Source organism: Janthinobacterium woesei, from assembly GCF_051380875.1.
Lineage (GTDB): Bacteria > Pseudomonadota > Gammaproteobacteria > Burkholderiales > Burkholderiaceae_D > Janthinobacterium.
In genome coordinates this window covers 53105-74780 of sequence record NZ_JBNYXW010000001.1, presented here as the reverse complement: position 1 = coordinate 74780, position 21676 = coordinate 53105, and the positions used below count along the sequence as shown (strand labels likewise).

The window sequence follows — 21676 nt, the reverse complement described above, 5'->3', positions numbered from 1 at the left end:
CTATGCCACACAGCACACCCCGCGTCGCCCTCGTCACAGGCGCCGCGCGCCGCATCGGCCGCGCCATCGCGCTGGGCCTGGCGCGCGACGGCTGGGATATTGCCGTGCATTACCGCGAGTCGCGCGACGAGGCGCTCAGCCTGGTGGCGGAAATTACCGCGCTCGGCCGGCGCGCGCAGGCCTTTTCTTGCGACCTGGCGCAGGAAGCCCAGGTACGCCAGCTGCTGCCACAGGCGCAGGCGGCGCTGGGACCGGTAACTTGCGTGGTGAACAACGCATCGTTGTTTGAATACGACAACGCCGGCGATTTTTCCGTCGCCGCGCTGGACGCGCACATGCATGCCAATCTGGCCGCCCCCATACTGCTGGCGCAGGCCCTGTACCAGGCCACGCCGGAAGGCGGCCAAACCGTGGTCATCAACTTGCTGGACCAAAAACTGTACAATCTCAATCCTGATTTTTTGTCGTACACGCTGTCCAAGGCGGCGCTGCTTTCCGCGACCACCATGCTGGCCCAGGCACTGGCGCCGAAAGTGCGCGTGGTAGGCATTGCCCCCGGCATCACCATGGTCTCCGGCGAGCAAACGGCAGCGAACTTTGCCAAGGCGCACGAAAATACGCCATTGGGCCGCTCCAGCACGCCAGACGATGTGGCCGACTGCGTCTGTTATGTCGCCGGCGCGCGTGCGCTGACGGGTACGACGCTACTCGTTGACGGCGGCCAGCATTTGATCGGCTTGCCGCGCGATGTCATGTTCCTGAGCAAATAATCAGCAGCCATACCAAACAAAAACCAGCATTCCAGCATCCCCTAAAAGGTAAAACTATGTCGTCCGCCCTGTCCCACCCTCGCCTGGCCGATTGCCGCCGCCTGTTCCTGCGCAATTACGAAGTCCTCATCAACATCGGTGTCTATGACTTCGAGAAAAAGGGTGAACAGCGCGTCCTCATCAACGTCGACCTGTACATTCCCCTGGCCCTGTCGACGCCGAAGGATGATCAATTGGAAGAAGTGGTCGACTACGACTTCATGCGCGAAACCATCGCCAAGCGCATGGCGCAAGGCCACGTGCAGCTGCAGGAAAGCCTGGTCGACGATGTGCTCGAAGCCATGCTGGCCCACCCGCGCGTGCGTGCGGCGCGCGTCTCGTCCATGAAACCGGACGTGTATCCCGACTGCGAAGGCGTGGGCGTGGAAGTATTCAAGATCAAGGATGAAGCATGAACGACATGAACAACGCTGGCGTACTGGCAACGCTGGAAACGGCCGTGGCAATCCCGGCCAATGTGGAAGCGCAGAAACTGGCGCGCAAGAAGGGGGAAAAGATCGCCCTGGAAAACAACAAGCTGCACAAGCGTCTGTGCCGCCTGGTGGGACAAGCCATCGGCGACTTCAACATGATCGAAGAAGGCGACAAGGTGATGGTGTGCTTGTCGGGCGGCAAGGATAGCTACGCCCTGCTGGACATTCTGATGACCTTGCGCGAACGCGCGCCGATCAATTTCGAGATTGTCGCCGTCAACCTCGACCAGAAACAGCCGAATTTCCCGCCGGAAATCTTGCCTGCCTACCTGACGGAACTGGGCGTGGCTTTCCACATCGAAAACCAGGACACCTACAGCATCGTCAAGCGCTTGATTCCAGAAGGTAAAACCACTTGCTCGCTGTGCTCGCGCCTGCGCCGCGGCATTTTGTACCGCGTGGCTGACGAGCTGGGCGCGACCAAGATCGCCCTGGGCCACCACCGCGATGATATTTTAGAAACTTTCTTCCTGAATATGTTCTTCGGTGGAAAATTGAAAGGCATGCCGGCCAAGCTGCAGTCCGACGACGGCAAGCACATCGTCATCCGTCCGATGGCATATGTGAAGGAAGAAGATACGCAACGCTACGCGGAAGTCAAAGGCTTCCCCATCATTCCATGCGATTTGTGCGGTTCGCAGGAAAACCTGCAGCGCAAGCAGATCAAGGGTTTGATGCGCGAATGGGACAAGAAGTTCCCCGGCCGCGTGGAAAGCATCTTCTCCTCGCTGTCGAACGTGGTCCCATCGCACCTGATGGACCCGAAACTGCATGGCTTCAAGGACTTGAAGGCGGACGGTGTGGCCAGCCCGCTGGGCGATATCGCCTTCGACGAAGAGCCGTGCGCGACGCCGACCACATTTGGCGCGACAATTGTGCTGCAACCGCTGTAATTTCCTCTGTTGTTTCGCCGCCACCGTCCAGGTGGCGGCGCCGTCCCTCTTTCCCCATCCCTGCATTTGATGTACCGTAGTTCTCTGCCGGTACGTGGTGCGTCACGCGCGCATGCCTGTCCGGCGGTCAGCACGCATTCTTTCGACAACCTCACCGGAATGATCCATGACGCCATCCGCGCTCAAGCGCCCCCTGCTGCTCTCCCTGCTCTCCCTGCTCGCCCTCAGCCTTGCCACCGCCTTCGCCGCACCCGCCCCAGTGCAGACCGACAAGCCAGCCGACCGCTGGGATTTGACGGCGCTGTATCCAGGCGATGCCGCTTTCGATTCTGACGCGAAAAAACTGTCGGCCCAGCTGCTGCAGCTGGCCATCTGCAAGGGCCAGCTGGGTGCCTCGCCTGCACGCCTGAAAAGCTGCCTGGACCTGTATGCGGATGCGCGCAAGCGCGTCAACATGCTAACCACCTATGCGTCGCAGTATTACGACCAGGACACGGGCGACAGCAAGGGCAACCAGCTGAACCAGCGCGCCGCCCTGCTGGGCAATGAATTCAGCCAGGCGACGACCTTTTTGCAGCCGGAGATCCTGGCGCTGGGCGCCCAGCGCATCGATGCCATGCTGGCCAAAGACAAGGGCTTGCAGCTGTACCGCTTCCAGCTGAGCAACATGCTGCGCAGTGCGCCGCATACGCTGGACGCGGCCGGCGAGCAGCTGGTGGCGCAGTTTGGCCTGGCGACGGGCTCGGCTGCCAGCATCTACCGTACCCTGGCCAATGCGGAAATACCGTGGCCCACAGTAAAACTGTCGGATGGCAAGGACGTGCGGCTCGACCAGGCGGCCTACACCAGGTATCGGGGCGACGACAACCGTGCCGACCGCAAGCTGGTGTTCGACACCTTCTTCGGCAAATGGAAGGATTACGAGCGCACCTTTGGCGAAACCCTGTACGGCCAGCTGAAAACGGACGCCGCGTATGCGAAGGTGCGCCACTATACCGACTCGCAAAGCGCCGCGCTCGATGCCGACCACCTGCCGCCTGCCGTCTACCAGACCCTGATCGCCCAGACCAACGCCAACCTGCCCACCCTGCACCGCTACTTCAAGCTGCGCGCGCGCATGCTGGGCATCAAGGACCTGGCCTACTACGACATCTATGCGCCGCTGCTGAAAAGCGAGCGCACCTTCCCGCTGGCCGACGGCAAGCAGATGATGCTCGATTCCGTTGCGCCGCTGGGCCCCGACTATGTGACAGCGCTCAGCGCCGCCGTGAACGCGCGCTGGATGGATGTGTATCCGCGTCCGCGCAAGGTGGCGGGCGCCTACATGAATGGCGACGCGTATGACGTGCACCCGTATGTACTGCTGAACTACACTGACAATTACGAAGCCGTCAGCACCCTGACGCACGAATGGGGCCACGCCATGCACTCGGTGCTGGCCAACAAGGCGCAACCATCCATCTATGCGCCCTACAGCATCTTCGTGGCGGAAATCGCCTCGACGACGAACGAAGCGCTGCTGCTCGACGCGCGCCTGAAGCAGGCCAAGGATGACGATGAACGCCTGCTGTACCTGGGCGCGGCGCTGGAAAACCTGCGCGGCACCTTCTTCCGCCAGGCCATGTTCGCCGAATTCGAGGCGGCCATCCACGGCAAGGTGGACAAGGGCGAGTCGCTGACGGGCGAGCAGATGACGGCCATCTACGCCGATATCCTCAAGCGCTACCACGGCGAAGCGCAGGGCGTCATGACCATCGATCCTGTCTACGCGCTGGAATGGGCGTACGTGCCGCACTTTTACCACGGCTTCTATGTGTTCCAGTACGCCACCTCGATCGCGGCAGCGCAGGATTTCTCGCAGCGCATCCTCGACAAGGAACCGGGCGCGCTGGCCGCTTATCTGAAGATGCTCAGTGCGGGCGGATCAAACGACCCGTATGAGCTGGTCAAAGCAGCCGGCGTCGACCTGGCCACGCCAAAACCATACCAGGCGCTGGTGGCGCGCATGAACGGCATCATGAACCAGATCGAAGCAATCGAAAGCCGTCGGGGGAAATAAGCCGCAGAACGCCTGGCGGCAGCTATTTCGGATCCGCCGCCGGGTTTTCCTTTTCCTCGCCTGCAGCCGCAAACGCGGCCGCATCGCTCTCGAACATGTCTTCGAGCTCCTCGCGCGCCTGGCGCGTGAGCGACATGAGCTTTTGCTGGTCCTGGAAGTGCGGCGCCACTTGCAGCAGGGTTTTCAAGTTATGCCGGCCAAAGATGCCGGCCGCGCGCTGCGCCCGCTCCGGGCTGTAGCCCACCTGCTGCAAGGTCTGCTCGCCCAGCAGCAGCGCCGCGGCGAACGTCTCGCGTTCGATCAGGGTCACGCCCCGTTTCATCAATTCATAGTAATGCGTGACGTTGCGTGCCCGCGCCAATATCGTCAGCTGCGGCAGGCGCAGGCGCACGGCGTCGACCAGCGCCAGGCTGTCGTCCACGTTGTCAATGGCGATCACCAGCGCCTTGGCCTTCTCGATGCCCGCCGCCACCAGCAGGTCGACGCGCGTGGCATCGCCATAAAACACCTTGAAGCCGAACTTGCGCAGCAAGTCGATCTGGTCCGGATCGTGGTCTAGCACCGTCACGCCGATTTTATTGGCTGCCAGCAGGCGGCCGATGATCTGGCCGAAACGGCCGAAGCCGGCGATGACGATGGGGTTGTCCTGCGCCTCGATATGCTCGTCCGGACGGCGCTTCTTGTCGCCTTGCAGGCGCGGCGCGATAAATTTATCGTGCAACAGCAGCAGCAAGGGCGTGGCCACCATCGAGACAGTGACGACGACGACCAGCAGGGCGCCTGTCTCGGGCGAAAACACGTGCGCGGCCACGGCAGCGGCAAACACGACGAAGGCGAATTCGCCGCCCTGCGACAGCAGCAATGCAAAGAACAGCTGCTGGCCGCGCGGGATGTCAAAGAACTTCGACAGCACGTACAGCAAAGTGATTTTCACCGCCAGCAAGCCTGCCACCAGGGCCAGAATCAGCAGGGGCTGGGCACGCAGCACGCCAAAGTCGACGGACATACCCACCGCAATGAAGAACAGGCCCAGTAACAAGCCCTTGAACGGTTCCAGGTCGCTGATCAGCTCATGCCGGTATTCGGAATCGGCCAGCAGCACGCCAGCCACAAAGGTCCCCAGCGCCATCGACAGGCCCACCGATTCCATCAGCACGCAAATGGCGATCACCAGCAGCAGGGCAAAAGCGGTGAAAATTTCACGCAACTCCGTTTTCGCGATGAAGCGCAGGATGGGATTGACGAGAAAGCGCCCGCCGATCACCAATGCGGCCAGCACGGCGGCCAGCTTGGCCACGCGCAGCCAACCCGGTTCGCCGCTGTGCGCAACCAGGCCGCCCAGCAGCGGCACCAGCGCGATCATGGGGATGGCGGCGATATCCTGGAACAGCAAGATGGAAAAGCCGGCGGCACCGGCGGGCGTGCTCGTCAGTTTTCGCTCGCCCAGGGTAGCGAGCACGATGGCCGTCGACGACAGCGACAGGCCCAGCGCGCCCACCAGCGCCGTGCGCCAGTCCACGCCGAAGACCATGGCCACGGCGCACAGTCCCGCGCTGACGACACCCACCTGCGCGCCGCCCCCGCCGAAGATGGCACGTCGCAACAGCCACAGACGCTTCGGCTCCAGCTCCAGGCCAATCAGGAACAGCAGCAGCACCACGCCGAATTCGGAGAAGCTGAGGATCACTTCGACATTCTTGATCAGGCCCAGGCCCCACGGCCCGATAACGACGCCGGCCACCAGGTAGCCCAGCACGGCGCCCATGCCCAGGCGCTTGGCCAGCGGCACCATGATGATGGCGGCCACCAGGTAAAACAGTATGTTGACGAGAAATCTGTGGTGTTCCATGCGGGTTCTGGGCAGAGGTGTGGATGAAACGACATCATGCCTGAAATGCCCGGCCCGGGCTTGCCCAGGTCCTGGCAGTGCCGCGAATTGAGTGTTGATAGTTCAGCTGCTCGTCCCATGAAAAAAGCCGGGACAGCATGTGCTGTTCCCGGCTTGATCTGCCGAATGCGAATTACGAGCCAAAATGATAGTTGAACTCGACCCAGCCCTGGCGGCCTTGCGGGCTGTAATTGCCGATCGGGTAGTACGGCCAGCCGGCGCTGTTGTCGCGCTTGATCTTGTCGAACACGTTGTTGACGATCAGCGAGACGGTGGCGCGGTCATTGATGCGGTACACGGTGCTGATATTGGCCAGCGCCGTCGGCGTCAGGTAGCCAGTGCCAGCGGCGTTCGGTACCTTGCCGTAGCGGCTCACCAGCAAAGTATTCGACCAGTCGCCCGCACCCCAGTTGATGCTCAGATTGAGCTTGTCGGGCCAATCCATGTTCGTCAGCGATTTGGTGTCGTCGATCTCTTCGTCGCCTACGAATTGCTGCGATTTCTTGCTCAGCACTCTGGCGTAGTTGGCCTTGAAGGCAAAGCGGCCATAATCGGTCGTGCGCAGCAAATACTTCAGGCTGATATCGACGCCACTGCTGCTTTGCTTGGCCGCGTTGATGGGGTTGACGGTGATGGTCTTGATCTCGCCGGCACGGTTCAGGGCATTAGCGGCAAAGCGTTCGACGCGGTGCAAGGTATCGATGCAGGTCGGCGAGCTGATATCGGTCTTGCCCAGGCGGCAATCGGCTTCATCGCGCAGTATCTTGTCGGCGCTCAGGTTCGTCACCAGGTCATCGATCTTGATGTTCCAGTAGTCGACCGAGACGTCGAAATTGGCGCTGGGCGACCAGACGGCGCCCACGCCAAACGACTTGCCCTTTTCCGACTGCAGGTCGCGGCTGCCGTTCTGTACATAATCGGCACCCGGCGACTTGTTGGCGAATTCACAGCCTTCGATGGCCTGGCCGGCGGCGCCGCAGCGGTAGTAATCGGTGGTGCTCGAATAGTAGCCGGTGCCGCGTGCCTGGTAGATATAGTTCATGTCCGGCGCGCGGAAGCTGGTGGCGTAGTTGGCACGGAACAGCAGGTCGGGCGACGGGCGCAATTCCAGCCCGCCGTTGTAGGTAAACTTGCCTTCCTTGCGGCCGGCAAAGCTGTAGCGGTCAAAGCGGCCGGCAACGGTACCGGTCAGTTTTTCATGCAGCGGCAGGTTCAGTTCCGCTCCCAGCGCATAGCGCGAACGGGTGCCGGCAGTGACACCCGAACCGGTGGCGAGGTTGAAATAGCCTTCGTTGATACGCGCGTCCGGCGTGTTGCTGAAGCCTTGCTTGCCCACTTCGGCAATGGTGGCGATCTTCGCCATACCGGCAGGCAGCTGCAACAGGTCGCCATTCGTGGCCAGGCTGAGGGTATTCGTCCAGGCCTTGTCATTGCTGTCGGCGTAGCCGGTGATGCTGTCGAATTCAGACGGCGTCAGACGGCGCGACAGGCGCGCCGCATCCGGTGCGTAGACGGCCACGCCATTGGCATCCGTGCCCAGCTTGGGGCCCAGGAAGAAGCTGTCGATATTGGACAGCATGCGCGGCGTATGCCCCTCGCTCTTGTAGATAGAGGCGTTGTAGTTGGCTTCATACTGCCATGCGGTGCCGGGAATGCGCCCCTTGGCGCCCAGCGAGATGGCCGTGGCCAGGTCGTCCCAGCTGCGGTTGTAGCGCTGCACACCGCCGATTTCCTCGGGCGACATGTAGCGGGTCCAGTCTTCATAGGCGCCGCTGTTCTGGTTCAGGAAATAGCCGTTGCCCAGCGAGGCCGAAGTCCACGACGGGCCGCGCGTATTGTTGACGGTCTTGTTCTTGCCGATCAGGAAGTCGGCAAACAGCGTGGTCTCGGCATCGAGCTCGTAGTTGGCGCTGCCGAACACGTTCTGGCTCTTGTTCTCGGTCTGCGTGGTCCAGTAGGTGGGCCGGGTTTTCGGGCTGGCGCAATAACTGCCATTTTTTGCCATGTACTTGGTGACGCTGCCGCCGAACATGTCGCCGAACTGGCTGCAGGTGTCGCCCAGGTCGACATAGCTGCCGGCGGTGCCGGCTGCGACCGCGCGGCGCGAGGCCACCGTGGTCGGCACGCCCGAGCGGCTGGCCATGAAGTCGCGGTCCATGCTCCACAGCGGGTCGCGCTGGCTCAGTTCGACGCTGAACAGGGTGTGCAGCTTGTCGAAATTGCCGCCGCCCGTCAGCTGCACGCGCTGGTTGCCGGCGCCGCCGCGCGAGGTGCCGCCCAGCTTGACGTTGATATCCAAGCCTTCCGTCTGTTTTTTCAGGATCACGTTGACCACGCCGGCGATCGCGTCCGAGCCATAGATGGCGGAGGCGCCGCCGTTGAGGATCTCGATGCGGTCGACGATGCTTGACGGGATATTCGCCAGATTGGTGAAGTTGACGGCGCCGTCATAGGCGATGGGGAAGTCGGCCAGGCGGCGGCCATTCAGCAGGATCAGCGTATGGTTGGGACCCAGGCCGCGCAGGCTGATGGTATTGGCCGACGGCGTGAAGGTATTGCCGTAGTCTTCACCCTGCGTGAAACCACTGTTCTGCACCTGGTTGGTCAGCGCGTCGAAGACATTCTTGTAGCCTTGCCTGGTGATTTCATCGCCGGTCAGGATGGTGACGGAAGACGGGCCTTCCAGGCTGGCGCGGGGGATGCGCGAACCGGTGACCACGACGGCCTGCGGAGTGGCCGCTGGCTGCTGATCCGCTGCGGGCGCTTGCGTTTGCGCGTGCGCCTGCCATGCGGTGCCGCCCAGGATGGCCAGTATGCCAAGGCTGAGCGGAGTTAACTTGAACTGTTTCGACATCGTTGCGCTTCTCAAGGTGGGAGAAAAAGCGGCAAGATAGCAAAATGCCAGTCATTTCAGAACGAATGGATTCGTCTTTCCATATATCAAAATTGTTATATAGAAATATTCATGAGCAGAAAGCTGCTCCGCTTTCCCCTTGCAGGTGGAACAGAAATACGTTTTAGCGTTTTAATACAGCAATTTCCTTGTAGGATGGCCGCAGCAGGCGTGTAGCGGTGTCGGACGGACTCTCCATTGAACTGAGCAATCTGGTCGCACCCGTGACCGGGGCACAACTGCCGCTGCTGCGGTAGCGCAGCGCTGCCGCCAGCATGCCTTCTGCCATATCGCCCAGCTGATGCTGGTAGTCGTCCGTCACGCTGCAGGTGGGCGCCATGCCATCGGAAAAGTCGCCAAAGCCCTTGGCGTTGACGCCCTGGAACTGCACGGCGAAGTAGGTGGTGCCGCAATTCGGTGCGGGATAAAAACCGTAGGGCTTGCCACACGTGGTGCCGCCAATCAGGTTGACCTCCACATCCACGCCGCGCAAGCCGTTGATGATCGCTTCGCTGGCCGAGCAGGTATTGCCCGTGGTGAGCAAGGTCACGCGCTTGAGCCCAAGGTAGGGCAACACGGTGCCCACGGCGATGGGGTTCGGTGCGGAAAACCCCTGGCTGCGCGCATGAAATGGTACCGGCGCTGCCGATTTGGTCTTGTCATTGAGGAGTACCTGTTCGAATGCCTTGCCTGTCGTCGCCTGTGGACCGGCGATCATATACGCCAGTTCGCTGGCGATATCGAGGTAGCCGCCGCCGTTGTAGCGCACATCGAGCACCAAGTCGCTGATGCCGGCCGCCTGGAAGCGGCGCATGGTCTCGATCAACTGGCGTTCGGCCACGTTGTTGTGCGTGTTGAAGGTCAGGTAGCCCACCTTGCCCGTGGACGTATCGATGATGCTCTCGTTTTGCACGGCGCTGGTGCTGACTTCAACCGCCGTCAGGCTCGCGCTCACTACTGCGCCGTTGCGGCTCAATCCCAGCGTGTGCGTGCCCTGCGCTTCAGGGAACAGGGCCCCGTTGATGCTAGCCACGCTGGCACTGTCAGGCGCATTGACGAAGTCGATGCCATCGACGGTTTGCAGCACATCGCCGCGCTGCAGGCCCGCCAGCGCCGCCGGCGAGCCCGGCTCGACGATCGTGATCACGGCGTTGCGCGGCGGCGTATTGCGCGTAATGGCCAGCAGCATGCCGTAGCCTAGTTCGATGCCGTTCTGCGATGCCTCCCATTCTGCCGTCGTATAGGTGAAATGGAATTGGTCCTTGGGCTTGCCGGACGCCGTCGTGGCGCTAGTCTTGAGCACATCAAAATACGCGATAGGCGTGCTGAAATTGTGCGGCAGATACGTCGTCGGTACTTCGCGGTACCACAGATAGGTTTCATCGATCCAGCTGCGCACCCACGTCAGTTCATCGAGCAAGGTGCCCTGCTTGTCCACGCTGCTGCCGCTGCGCGGCTTCTCGCAGCGGTTCATCACCGTGGACGAAGCGACGAGGGCCGTCGGGCCGGTCGGCGTCACGGGCGGGACGAGCGGCGCGCTGTCACCACCGCCGCCACCGCAGGCACTCAACAGTAAAAGCAAGGGAACGGCCAGGGAGGAGAGGCGCAGGGAGTGCATGATAAACTTTCCTAAAAGAAATTATCGAAAAATTATAATGCGCTTTTCGAAAATGCGTTGTTCTATTTGACACGAAAAAATGGCGCCCGAAGGCGCCATTGCTAGATCGCTCTACTCACGCCATCACGCCATCAAGCCATCAAGCAACGGTAGCTGCCACCGGAGCCGGCACGCCGACCGGCACTGGAAGCGGGGCGTTGAAGGCGACCAGCAGGCTGGCCTCTTTCTCCTTGGCCGCCGTCAAGTGACGTTCCTTGACATGGCCATAGCCGCGGATATCCTCCGGAATGCTGGCAATGGCCACGGCTTGCGCCAGCTTGGCCGTCGTCAGCTTGGGCAGCAAGCCGCCCACCGTCGCGCGGTACTCGGCGATCAGCGCACGCTCCATCTTGCGCTCAGCCGTGTAGCCGAAGATATCGAAGGCGCCGCCACGCAAGCCCTTGAACCCGGCCAGTACGCCGAAAGCCTTCATCATCCACGGGCCAAATTCCTGCTTCACCAGATGGCCCTGGGCATCGGTTTTCGCCATGATCGGCGGCGCCAGGTGGAACTTGAGCTTGATGTCGCCTTCGAACATGGCAGCGATCTTTGCCTGGAAGGCGCCGTCCGTGTACAGGCGCGCCACTTCATACTCGTCCTTGTAGGCCATCAGCTTGTAGAAGTAGCGGGCCACGGCTTCCGTCAGGCGCAAATGCGGGCCATTCAGCGCGCTTTCGGCGGCGCGCACCTGGCCGACGAAGTCCAGGTACTGCTGCGCATAGGCGCGGTCCTGGTAGGCCGTCAGCAGGGCCACGCGCTTTTCGATCAAGTCGTCGAGCGTTTCGGTGCGCTTGAATTCCACCACCTTGGCTGGTGTTGTCATGCGCACCAGGCTGGCCGTATCGTGGGCGCCCGCGCGGCCCCAGTTGAAGGCCGCCTTGTTGAACGCCACCGAGACGTTGTTCAAGTCGATGGCTTTCATGATGGACGCTTCGGTGAGCGGCACTTTGCCCTTTTGCCAGGCGTAGCCCAGCATGAACATATTCGTCGCGATCGAGTCGCCCATCAGCGCCGTGGCGATCTGGCCCGCATCGATGAAGTCCACGTGGTCCGCACCGCATGCCTTTTCGATTTCCAGGCGTGCGCCGACGCCGGGGAATTGCCAGTCCGGGTTCTTCACGAAAGCAGCCGTCGACGAGCTGGTCGAATTGATCATGGCCCAGCTGCGGCCCTCCCCCATGCGCGACAGGGCGTCGCGGCTGGCCGTGACGATCAAATCACAGCCAATCACCAGGTCGGCCGCACCCGTGCCGACGCGGGTCGAGTGGATGTCTTCCTGGCGGTCCGCCAGGCGCACGTGCGACATCACGGGGCCGCCCTTTTGCGCCAGGCCGCTCATGTCGAGCACGGAACAGCCCTTGCCTTCCACGTGCGCCGCCATGGCCAGGATCTGGCCGACGGTGACCACGCCGGTGCCGCCGATGCCGGTCACCAGGATGCCAAATGGCTCCGCCGTCGATGGAATGCTCGGCGTCGGCAGGCTTGGTGCTTCAGGACCGCCCTTGTCGGCGGCCGCTGCTTTCTTCGGCTTTTTCAAGCCGCCGCCTTCCACCGTCACGAAGCTGGGGCAGAAACCCGTGGTGCACGAAAAATCCTTGTTGCAGGACGACTGGTTGATCTGGCGCTTGCGCCCCAGGTCCGTTTCCAGCGGTTCCACCGACAGGCAGTTCGATTGCACGGAACAGTCGCCGCAACCTTCGCAGACGGCTTCGTTGATGACGGCGCGCTTGGCCGGGTCCGGGTATTCATTGCGTTTGCGGCGGCGGCGTTTTTCCGAGGCGCAGGTCTGGTCGTAGATCATGGCCGACACGCCGGGCATGTCGCGCAGTTCGCGCTGCACATCCATCAGTTCCGAACGGTGGCGCACGGTGACGCCAGGCGCCCATTCGTAATCGTCCGGGTATTTTTCCGGCTCGTCGGTGACGACGATGATGGGACCGACGCCTTCGGCGGCGATCTGGCGCGAAATGATGGCCGGCGATAGCGGACCGTCGAATTCCTGGCCGCCCGTCATGGCCACCGCATCATTGAACAATATCTTGTAGGTGATGTTTACCTTGGCCGAGACGGCCGCGCGGATCGCCAGGATGCCCGAGTGGAAGTACGTGCCGTCACCGAGGTTGGTAAACACATGCTTTTCATTCGTGAACGGCGCCTGCCCCACCCAGGTCACGCCTTCGGCGCCCATGTGGGTAAATGTCGACGTTTCGCGGTCCATCCACAGCACCATGTAGTGGCAGCCGATGCCGGCCAGCGCGCGCGAGCCTTCCGGCACCTTGGTCGAGGTGTTGTGCGGGCAGCCGGAGCAAAAGAATGGCGTGCGGTCTTTTTGCGGATCGGGTTTCACGCTGATCGCTTTCAGCACGTCTTCCTTCGCTTCCAGGTAGGCGATGCGTTCCTTCACGCGCTGCTCGACGGGGTGGCCCGCGTAGTAGCGCGAAATGCGGCTGGCAATCGCGCGGGCGATCATGGCCGGATTCAGTTCATAGGTGGCCGGCAGCAGCCAGTCGCCGTGGCCCGTGCCCTTCTGGTTGCTCCATTCGCCCGTATCGTCGAACTTGCCGACCACCCGCGGACGCTCGCCATCCTTCAGGCTGTACAGTTCTTCCTTCAGCGCGTATTCGAGGATCTGGCGCTTTTCTTCCACTACCAGGATTTCATCGAGGCCCTTGGCAAATTCGTGCACGCCGTCCGCTTCCAGCGGCCAGGTCATGCCGATCTTGTACAGGCGGATGCCGATGTCGGACGCCGTCTGCTCGTCGATGCCCAGGTCGGCCAGCGCCTGGCGCGTGTCCAGGTAGGATTTGCCGGCCGTGATGATGCCGATGCGCGCCTTCGGGCTGTCCCAGATGATTTTATTGAGCTTGTTGGCACGCGCATAGGCCAGCGCCGCATACCATTTGTAGCTGTTCATCCGCACTTCCTGCTCCAGCACGGCATCGGGCCAGCGGATGTTCAGGCCGCCGGCCGGCATCTCGAAGTCAAGCGGCAGGGTGATTTGCACGCGGTCCGGATCGAGGTTGACGGCAGCGCCCGACTCGATGATGTCGGTCACGCATTTCATCGATACCCACAGGCCCGTGTAGCGGCTCATGGCCCAGGCATGCAAGCCGTAGTCGATGTATTCCTGCACCGACGACGGGTACAGCACGGGAATGCCGCAGGCGTTCAGGATATGGTCGCTCTGGTGCGCAATCGACGACGATTTTGCCGCATGGTCGTCACCGGCCAGCACCAGCACGCCACCGTGTTTGGCGGAACCGGCGTTGTTGGCGTGCTTGAAAACGTCGCCGCAGCGGTCGACGCCAGGGCCCTTGCCGTACCACATGCTGAACACGCCGTCGTATTTGGCGTCTTCGAACAGATTGGTTTGCTGCGTGCCCCAGACGGCCGTGGCGGCCAGGTCTTCGTTCAGGCCCGGGTGGAATTTGACGTGGTGTTCATCGAGGTATTTTTTTGCCTTGATCGCCGTCATGTCGACAGACGTCACGGGCGAACCGCGGTAGCCGGTGATATAACCGGCCGTATTCAGGCCAGCCTTTACATCGCGTTCGCGCTGCAGCATCGGCAGGCGGATCAGCGCCTGGGTGCCCGTCATGAAGGCGCGGCCGCGCTCTAAAGTGTATTTATCGTCGAGTGAAATTTCGGCCGCGTGCGGCCCTGGCTCAAGACGCGAGCCCTTGACTGGTGCATTCATTACTTGTCTCCATTATTCTCTGTGCTACGCGTGCAAAGTCGGTTGAACTCACACGTACCAGCCACGCCTTGTGGGCAATGCCGGTGCGGAAAAATGACTTGTTTGTCGTAGACTACCACAGGAATGCGCGCAGTTCTGTGCTGCACTGCACTCCCGCGTTTTTACCTTTTTGGTGCTTTTTTTACTACTGTTTGTTACAGCGCAACATCTTATGCTGCGCTGGTGTCTTTCAGTACGCCACGCTTGATCTGGTCCAGCTCGATCGACTCGAACAGCGCGCGGAAATTGCCTTCGCCGAAGCCCTGGTCGCCCTTGCGCTGGATGATCTCGAAGAAAATCGGGCCGATCACCGTCTGCGTGAAGATTTGCAGCAGCAGTTCGCGTTCCGTTTCCGTGCTATGGCCATCGATCAGGATGCGCAGGCGGCGCAATTCATCGAGCTGCTCGCCGTGGTTCGGCAGGCGGCGGTTGACCAGCTCATAGTAAGTTTCAATCGTGTCCTGGAAATCGATACCGGTATCGCGCATGCCTTGCACCGAGGCGTAGATATCGTCCGACCCCAGCGCAATGTGCTGGATGCCTTCGCCGTGGTACTGGTCCAGGTATTCGGCGATCTGCGACTTGTCGTCCGACGATTCATTGATGGGGATGCGAATCTTGCCGCACGGCGACGTCATGGCTTTCGATTTCAAGCCAGTCAGCTTGCCTTCGATGTCGAAATAGCGCACTTCGCGGAAGTTGAACAGGCTTTCATAGAAGCTGGCCCATTCCTTCATGCGGCCACGGTGCACATTGTGCGTCAGGTGGTCGATATACGTCAGGCCGTGGCCGACCGGATTGGCAACGGCGCCCGGGATGGCGACGAAGTCGACGTCATAGATGCTGATGTCGCCGATGCCGCCCGGCGCGGCTGCGTCAGGCTTGTCTGCACCCTTGCCGCGCCAGCGGTCGACGAAATACAGCAGGGAATCGCCCACGCCCTTGATGGCGGGGATATTCAGTTCCATCGGACCGGTTTTATTGTCAAAGCCCCAGGCGCCCAGTTCCAGCGCGCGGCGGTAGACGAACGCCGCGTCGTCGACGCGGATGGCGATGGCGCACACGGAAGGGCCGTGATGGCGGGCAAAACGCTGCGCGAACGAATCCTGTTCGGCATTGATGATGAAATTGATGTCGCCCTGGCGGTACAGGGTCACATCCTTGTGGCGGTGGCGCGCGATGGCCGTGAAGCCCATGTTCTCGAACAGCTTGCCCAATGCTTTTGGGTCTGGTGCTGCATACTCGACGAACTCGAAACCATCGGTACCCATCGGGTTATCCCAAGGCTGAAATTGCATGATGTCTCCTCCAAGAAGTAGCGCACAGTATAGGCGCGGTCTGTGGGCATTAAATGCCAAAGATCTCCCGAACATGCATGATTTGCGCAATAATATTGCGTGAAACAAGAACCATCGGAGGAAGCATGAGCAAAATTACGCTGGATAAAACGGATCGCAAGATCCTCGCCGTCCTGCAGGCCGATGGCCGCCTGTCAAACCAGGACGTGGCCGAACAGGTCAGCCTGTCGCCATCGCCATGCTTGCGCCGCGTCAAACGGCTGGAAGAAGCGGGCGTGATCCGCCAGTACGTGGCCCTGCTGGACCCGGAAAAGATCGGCCTGGGCTTGCTGGCTTACGTGAATGTACGCCTGGAAAAGCACAGCGACGCCACCGCGCACAGCACGGCACGCGTGCTGGCGCCGAACCTGGTGACGAATACCTCGCCGCGCGCCGACTTCGCTGTTGCCGTAGCACAATGGCCGGAAGTGGTGGCTTGCTATGCGATGACGGGGGAAATGGATTATCTGCTGCGCGTGCACGTGGAAGACATGGAGCACTTTTCGCGCTTCATGATGGCGACCCTGCTGCGCCACCCCGCCGTGCTGGACGTGAAATCGAGCTTCGCCCTGCAGCGCATCAAGGATACGACGGCCTTGCCGCTGCTGTAACGCTCCAACGATTACGGCGACGCTGGTGGCTCCGGGGTTTTCTTGCGCCCCGGCAAGCGCTCGAACAGCTTATAGGCGGCGCGCGCGTTCGCCTTGAAGGTGTAGTCGAACATGGCGAACTGTTCCTGCACGGCTTCCTGCAGCATGGTGCTCGGGTTTGGCGGCAATAGTTTCAAATAAGCATCGGCTTCGCCATAGTCGCGCTGGATTTCCATGCCCGCCTTCTTGGCGATATGCATCATCGTCTTGTTGGACGACAAGCAATGCATGTACAGGGTATCGACATCGTTGTTGCGGCAGTGGATCGCCGCCCGCTCGAACAGCTTCGAGCCCACGCCCATGCCGCGCATGGATTTCGAGACCGACACGCCAAATTCGGCCACCTGTTCCTTGTCCGTCACGACATGCTTCGCCGGCGACTGATCCTTCGGCGCGAACGCCAGATGCCCCACGCCCACCAGTTTGAACAGGCTGTTGTAGACGCCATAGACCATGTCGCGCGAGAAATCCATCTTTTGCACGTACTGCGCCACCAGTTCATCGGGCAAGGCGCTGCCGAAGCGCAGCAGCCGGTCGCTTTTTTCCAGGGTCAGGAAATGCTTCATCATGCGGCGCCGGTCGCGTTCATGCAACTGCTTGACCAGCACGGTCGGACGCCCGCCGCCGCTACGGCTGAGCCAGCGGCGAAACGGGTTTTGAAAAAGCTTGGGTAAGGTCACGGCGACTCCTGAGGGCGGTGCTGCTGCACGTCATGCCAGTATTGTGCAGTGCAACATTGTAGCGCATTCCCACTCCCGCCGTTCAAGCCTGCTCCAGGAACGATTGCACGGCCGCCACCCGCGCCGCGTAGATGACTGCCGGGATGCGTTTGGGATCGCCCGCGCAGCCTTGCGCCAGCGCGCCCGCGTTGACGGCGCGCGCCGCGTCCAGTCCGCCCTGCAAACGGGCCGCCTGGGCAAAGTCGCCGACGCCCAGCTGCTCGCAAGCTAGCGCCTGCAGCATCTGCGCAAAGCGCTGCGGTTTGCGCCATCCGTCGCAGCGCTCGCACAAGGCGACGATGGCTTCCGCATGCAAGCCCGGCGCGCCATGGATAGGCGCGCGCTCGCGCGCCGCCATGACGGCCAGTTCGCGGCAATCATTGGGCACGCGCAAGCGCTCGCTCAGTTGCTCGATGGAATCTTTACTCATGTGCAGCATCAAGACGGCGAAACGCACGGGCAGCTCATGGCCTTGCGCGGCGGCATGGTCGATCATTTGCAGCAAGGGTTCACTAATCGTGATCTCCGGCATGATGCGCGCCAGGGCGCCGCATTCGTGCAGCACCGCCAGCATGCGCGACGGATGGTTTTCCATCAGCCCTTTGGCCACTTCCTGCCACACGCGCTCGGCCACCAGGGCATCGACTTCGCCATCCACTACCATCTGGCGCATCAAGGCCATGGTGGCGGGCGCCACCGTAAAACCGTCGAAACGGGCGGCAAAGCGGGCCAGGCGCAAGATGCGCACGGGATCTTCGCCGAACGCGTCGGAGACATGGCGAAACACCTTGTCCTGGATATCGGCAATGCCGCCGAACGGGTCCGTCAAGCTGCCGTCCTCGGCCATCGCAATCGCGTTGATGGTCAGGTCGCGCCGCACCAGATCGTCTTCCAGCGTGACGTCGGGCGCCGTGTGGAAGACAAAGCCCCGGTAGCCGGGGGCCGTCTTGCGCTCCGTGCGGGCCAGCGCATATTCTTCCTGTGTCTGCGGGTGCAAAAACACGGGGAAATCCTTGCCCACGGGCCGAAAGCCCTGACGCAGCATATCTTCGGGCGTGGCGCCGACGACGACGTGGTCGTGATCCTTCACGGGCAAGCCCAGCAGTTGGTCGCGCACCGCGCCACCGACCGTGTATATCTTCATGATGTACTTCTCTTAATCAGGTAATTCCGCGTCGTGCTTGGCAGCAACTTCTATCTCCGCCAGCGCTTCCGTGATCCAGCGCGCCACGGCCGGGTGCGCCTGCACGCGCTCGCAATAGGCGTTCAGGGCCGGCGCCAGGGTCACGCCATAGGTGCGAAAACGCATGACGACGGGCGCGAAATAGGCGTCGGCGATGGAAAACTCGCCAAACAGGAATTGATGATGGCCAAAGCGCGACAGACATTCTTCCCAGATTTCGCTGATACGGCCGATGTCCGCCTGCGCAGCGGCCGTACGGCCCCGACCCGGCAATTTCGCCTTGATGTTCATCGACATGTCCGTGCGCAAGCCCGCGAAACCCGAGTGCATTTCCGCGCAGACACAGCGCGCCATGGCGCGCGCGGCCACGTCTTGCGGCCACAGATGTTTATCCGGAAACTGTTCGGCCAGGTATTCGCAGATGGCCAGGCTGTCCCAGATCGTTATCTCGCCGGCCAGCAGCACCGGCACCCGGCCGCAGGCCGAGTAGGCGGCGATTTTCGTTGCCGTGTCGCTCTGGTCGAGCAAGACGCGTACTTCCTGGAAGGCAATGCCAAAGGCCGTCATGGCCACCCACGGGCGCATCGACCAAGACGAGTAATTCTTGTTGCCGATGATGAGGGTCAAACCTGGCTCGCGGGCGCTAGCCAAGGTTTGCGTCAGGCTGGGATCAAGGATGGTGGTTTGCATGGTTGAGCTATCTGCGTGGTTAAGGTACGGCGAATCGTTACGGCAAATCGGCCGCGATGGCGCTGTTTTTCGGTGCCACGGTGCCCAGGCGCGCCTTCAGCGATTGCGGGCTTTTCTCGAACAGGGCTGCGTAATAGGTGGCGTTGGCCATCACGTTTTTCACGTAGCCGCGCGTTTCCGTGTAGGGGATCGTTTCGGCAAAGACGGCGCCTTCCAGCGGACGCGTCATGGTGGCGCGCCAGATGCGCAAGCGCCCCGGCCCCGCGTTGTAGGCGGCGCTGGCCAGCACTTGCGAGCCGTCCAGGCCACCGAGCACCATGTTCAGGTAATTGGTGCCCAGCAAGACGTTGGTGCGCACATCGCTCAAGGCTTCCGTGACGAAATCGGTCAAGCCGATCTTCTTGGCCACGTAACGGGCCGTCGACGGCATGACCTGCATCAAACCGGAGGCGCCCACATGCGATTGCGCATCCATGATGAAGCGCGATTCCTGGCGGATCAAGCCATACACCCAGGCCTTGTCCAGGCCCAGGGTTTGCGTCGCCGGATGCATGACGTCGTCGTGCGGCGTCGGGTAGCGCTGCGTGTAGTCCACTTCCAGGCGCGTGCGGTCCGAGGTGTTGACCATGCGGTCGAGCACATTGTTCTGGCGCGCAAATTCGGCAGCGGCCAGATGCTGGCGGTCCGTCATCGAGCGCAGTTCCCAGTTCCACTCGCGCGTGCCTTCGAAGCGCAGGCGCATGTTGAAGAACTTCAAGGCCCGCTGCAAGCCCGGGTTGGCCGCCATGGCGGCAATTTCCGCCGGGCTGACGGGCTGGCCCGGTGGAGGAAGAACCAGGTGATTGCCCAGCTCTTCATTGGCCAGCAAGCCATAGAAGTTCGACTGCTCGCTGATCGTGCGGTACAGGGTATCGGCTTGCGCGTTCGGGCGGCCCGGGGTTCCCGCCTGCTGCGCGCGCGCCAGCCAGTAGACCCAGGTGGGATCCGTCCGTAACGCTGCAGGCATGGCCTGGATGGACGACTTGACCATGGGCCAGTTGCCTTCGCGCAAGGCCATGCGCGCCTTCCATTGCATCTGCTCCAGCGTCAAGGGCGCGCCATTCGATTTTTGCCAATATTCAAACGCTTCCGGCGCCAGCGAGTAAGACGCTTGCAGGGCCAGGCTGGCCCAGCCGATGGCCTGCTCTTGCGGCGTCAATTGTGCACTGGCCTTTTGCAGCGCCACCACGCCCAGCTTCAGGGTGCTTTTCGCCATGCGGCCCACGGCCACCAGATACATTTCATGCTCGGCGCGGCTTAGACCCGCGCCCTTGGCCAGCACCAGCGCGGGCAAGTCGATCGCTTGCGCCATCTTCGCGTCGGACGCGCCCAGCAGCAGCGCGATGCGGCGCGCCGGGCCCGTGGCATTGGTCTGGCCGGCCAGGCGGATCTGCGCCCACAGGTCGTTCGTGTCGAACTGGCCGTTTTGCGCCAATGCCGCGATCAGGCTGCCGCACGCTTCGCCGTAACCAGGCGGCGAGACCAGCAGGTTGCGCGCCTCTGGCGCCACGTTCTGTCCCTTGGCGGCACGCGACATCAGCGCATAACACTTGAGCTGGGTGTCGTCGTCGAGGGCGAATTGCGGATATTGCTCATCAAACACGACCCAGTCGCGCTTGCGGCCCAGCTCCAGCAGCCAGTCGTTGCGGAAACGGTCGGCGATGGCGCTGCCCTTGTAACGGTTCAGGTAATCGCGAAATTGTGCTTCGCTCAACTGTTTGATGCGTGGTTTCAGCCGATAATAGTCAACATACGAGGCAATCTGGTAATTCGTCAGGCGCCCCGCATAAAAGTCGGCCTTCTCGACATCATCCTTGCGCGCGGCGTCGCGCAGCAGCAAGAAGGCATCGTCCTCGCTGCGCGTGTCCGGTGCAGGCGGCGCGGCAGGCGACACGCTGGCAGTGGCCTGGGCCAGGGCGGCCAGGGGGGACAAGGCCGATGCAACACACAGCATCGTGCCGGCAATCCATTTCAGTGGGGAAATCAATGTACGACTCTCAATCTTGATGGTGATATGAATAGCGACCCTAGAATAACATGCGATCCGGCCACGCGGCCACCCATTGCGCCACAGGAAAAAGCCGGTTTGCGCAAAGCCCTCCTGGCCACCCGGCGCACCCTGCCCAAGGCCACGCGCGCAGGGTGGGATGCGGCCATCGCGCAGCGCCTGCTCGACTGGTGCGCGCAGGAACATATTGAAGAACTGGGCGTGTACTGGCCCCTGCACGGCGAGCCGGACTTGCACCTTGCGTATGCGCAACTGGCCGCGCGCGGCGTGGTGCTCAGCTTGCCCGTGGTGCTGGAAAAGCACGCGCCGCTGGTGTTTTCCAGCTGGACGCCAGGCGAAGCGATGGTCAAGGATGGCATGGGCGTGGCCGTGCCGGCGCCATTGCGCCTGCGCCCGGCGCCCGCTACCTTGCTGGTGCCCTGCCTGGGATTCAATGGGGAACGTTACCGGCTCGGCTATGGAGGCGGCTATTACGACCGTACCCTGGCGCACGACCCGCGCCCGCGCACGGTGGGTATCGCCTACGCGTGCCTGGAGGCAAGCTTTTCCCATGGCGCATACGACATCGCCCTCGATCACATCGTGACCGAGGGCGATCTGCTCTGACAAGTCAGAACGACA

At 61.8% G+C, this 21676-nt stretch carries 15 protein-coding genes; 6 read left to right on the top strand and 9 right to left on the bottom strand.

Annotated features, from left to right (window positions below; all coding sequences use genetic code 11):
• The first annotated feature begins 2 nt into the window (after positions 1 to 2).
• From ACQ4W6_RS00350 to pepF, 4 genes are all read left to right on the top strand, one after another.
• Complete coding sequence (locus ACQ4W6_RS00350; RefSeq protein WP_436565225.1) at positions 3 to 770, top strand: SDR family oxidoreductase; 768 nt, start codon at positions 3 to 5, stop codon at positions 768 to 770.
• Positions 771 to 826: 56 nt separating this feature from the next.
• Complete coding sequence (locus ACQ4W6_RS00345; RefSeq protein WP_076565127.1) at positions 827 to 1225, top strand: dihydroneopterin aldolase; 399 nt, start codon at positions 827 to 829, stop codon at positions 1223 to 1225.
• Positions 1222 to 2196 carry a tRNA 2-thiocytidine(32) synthetase TtcA gene (ttcA, locus tag ACQ4W6_RS00340; RefSeq protein WP_436565224.1) on the top strand — a complete coding sequence of 325 codons (975 nt, stop codon included), beginning with the start codon at positions 1222 to 1224 and terminating at the stop codon, positions 2194 to 2196. Before ACQ4W6_RS00345 ends, ttcA begins: the two co-directional genes overlap by 4 nt.
• A 166-nt stretch (positions 2197 to 2362) precedes the next feature.
• A complete protein-coding gene (pepF, locus tag ACQ4W6_RS00335) occupies positions 2363 to 4255 on the top strand; it encodes an oligoendopeptidase F (protein ID WP_436565223.1) in 1893 nt (630 codons plus the stop codon).
• A gap of 22 nt (positions 4256 to 4277) precedes the next feature.
• Here the strand turns inward: pepF and kefC are convergent, their stop codons facing one another.
• The 5 genes from kefC to hppD all read right to left on the bottom strand — a co-directional run bounded on the left by kefC (position 4278) and on the right by hppD (position 15727).
• Positions 4278 to 6104, bottom strand: a complete 1827-nt coding sequence (gene kefC, locus ACQ4W6_RS00330) for a glutathione-regulated potassium-efflux system protein KefC (RefSeq protein WP_436565222.1) — start codon at positions 6102 to 6104, stop codon at positions 4278 to 4280.
• Positions 6105 to 6276: 172 nt separating this feature from the next.
• A complete protein-coding gene (locus ACQ4W6_RS00325) occupies positions 6277 to 8997 on the bottom strand; it encodes a TonB-dependent receptor plug domain-containing protein (RefSeq protein ID WP_436565221.1) in 2721 nt (906 codons plus the stop codon).
• A gap of 163 nt (positions 8998 to 9160) precedes the next feature.
• Positions 9161 to 10654: a S41 family peptidase gene (locus ACQ4W6_RS00320; protein WP_436565220.1), complete on the bottom strand. Its 1494-nt coding sequence runs from the start codon at positions 10652 to 10654 to the stop codon at positions 9161 to 9163.
• 139 nt (positions 10655 to 10793) lie between these two features.
• The gene (locus ACQ4W6_RS00315) at positions 10794 to 14390 is read right to left on the bottom strand and encodes an indolepyruvate ferredoxin oxidoreductase family protein (protein WP_436565219.1); all 3597 of its coding nucleotides are present in this window, start codon (positions 14388 to 14390) and stop codon (positions 10794 to 10796) included.
• Positions 14391 to 14599: 209 nt separating this feature from the next.
• Entirely contained in the window at positions 14600 to 15727 is a 1128-nt protein-coding gene (gene hppD, locus ACQ4W6_RS00310; RefSeq protein ID WP_436565218.1) for a 4-hydroxyphenylpyruvate dioxygenase, read from the bottom strand.
• A gap of 125 nt (positions 15728 to 15852) precedes the next feature.
• On the opposite strand from hppD, the gene ACQ4W6_RS00305 reads away from it, so the two are divergent.
• A complete protein-coding gene (locus ACQ4W6_RS00305) occupies positions 15853 to 16377 on the top strand; it encodes an Lrp/AsnC family transcriptional regulator (RefSeq protein WP_034753092.1) in 525 nt (174 codons plus the stop codon).
• 11 nt (positions 16378 to 16388) lie between these two features.
• On the opposite strand, the gene ACQ4W6_RS00300 is transcribed toward ACQ4W6_RS00305, so the two are convergent.
• The 4 genes from ACQ4W6_RS00300 to ACQ4W6_RS00285 all read right to left on the bottom strand — a co-directional run bounded on the left by ACQ4W6_RS00300 (position 16389) and on the right by ACQ4W6_RS00285 (position 21001).
• Entirely contained in the window at positions 16389 to 17096 is a 708-nt protein-coding gene (locus ACQ4W6_RS00300) for a GNAT family N-acetyltransferase (protein ID WP_436565217.1), read from the bottom strand.
• Between the two features lie 82 nt (positions 17097 to 17178).
• Positions 17179 to 18279 (bottom strand): tRNA nucleotidyltransferase/poly(A) polymerase-related protein, encoded by a 1101-nt coding sequence (locus tag ACQ4W6_RS00295; RefSeq protein WP_436565216.1) that lies wholly within the window; start codon positions 18277 to 18279, stop codon positions 17179 to 17181.
• Between the two features lie 12 nt (positions 18280 to 18291).
• Positions 18292 to 19008: a glutathione S-transferase family protein gene (locus ACQ4W6_RS00290; protein WP_436565215.1), complete on the bottom strand. Its 717-nt coding sequence runs from the start codon at positions 19006 to 19008 to the stop codon at positions 18292 to 18294.
• A gap of 37 nt (positions 19009 to 19045) precedes the next feature.
• Positions 19046 to 21001 (bottom strand): lytic transglycosylase domain-containing protein, encoded by a 1956-nt coding sequence (locus ACQ4W6_RS00285; protein ID WP_436565214.1) that lies wholly within the window; start codon positions 20999 to 21001, stop codon positions 19046 to 19048.
• A gap of 60 nt (positions 21002 to 21061) precedes the next feature.
• Here ACQ4W6_RS00285 and ACQ4W6_RS00280 point away from each other — a divergent pair, with 60 nt between their 5' ends.
• On the top strand, positions 21062 to 21661 hold the full coding sequence (locus ACQ4W6_RS00280) for a 5-formyltetrahydrofolate cyclo-ligase (protein WP_495542716.1): 600 nt from the start codon (positions 21062 to 21064) through the stop codon (positions 21659 to 21661).
• Positions 21662 to 21676: the final 15 nt, after the last annotated feature.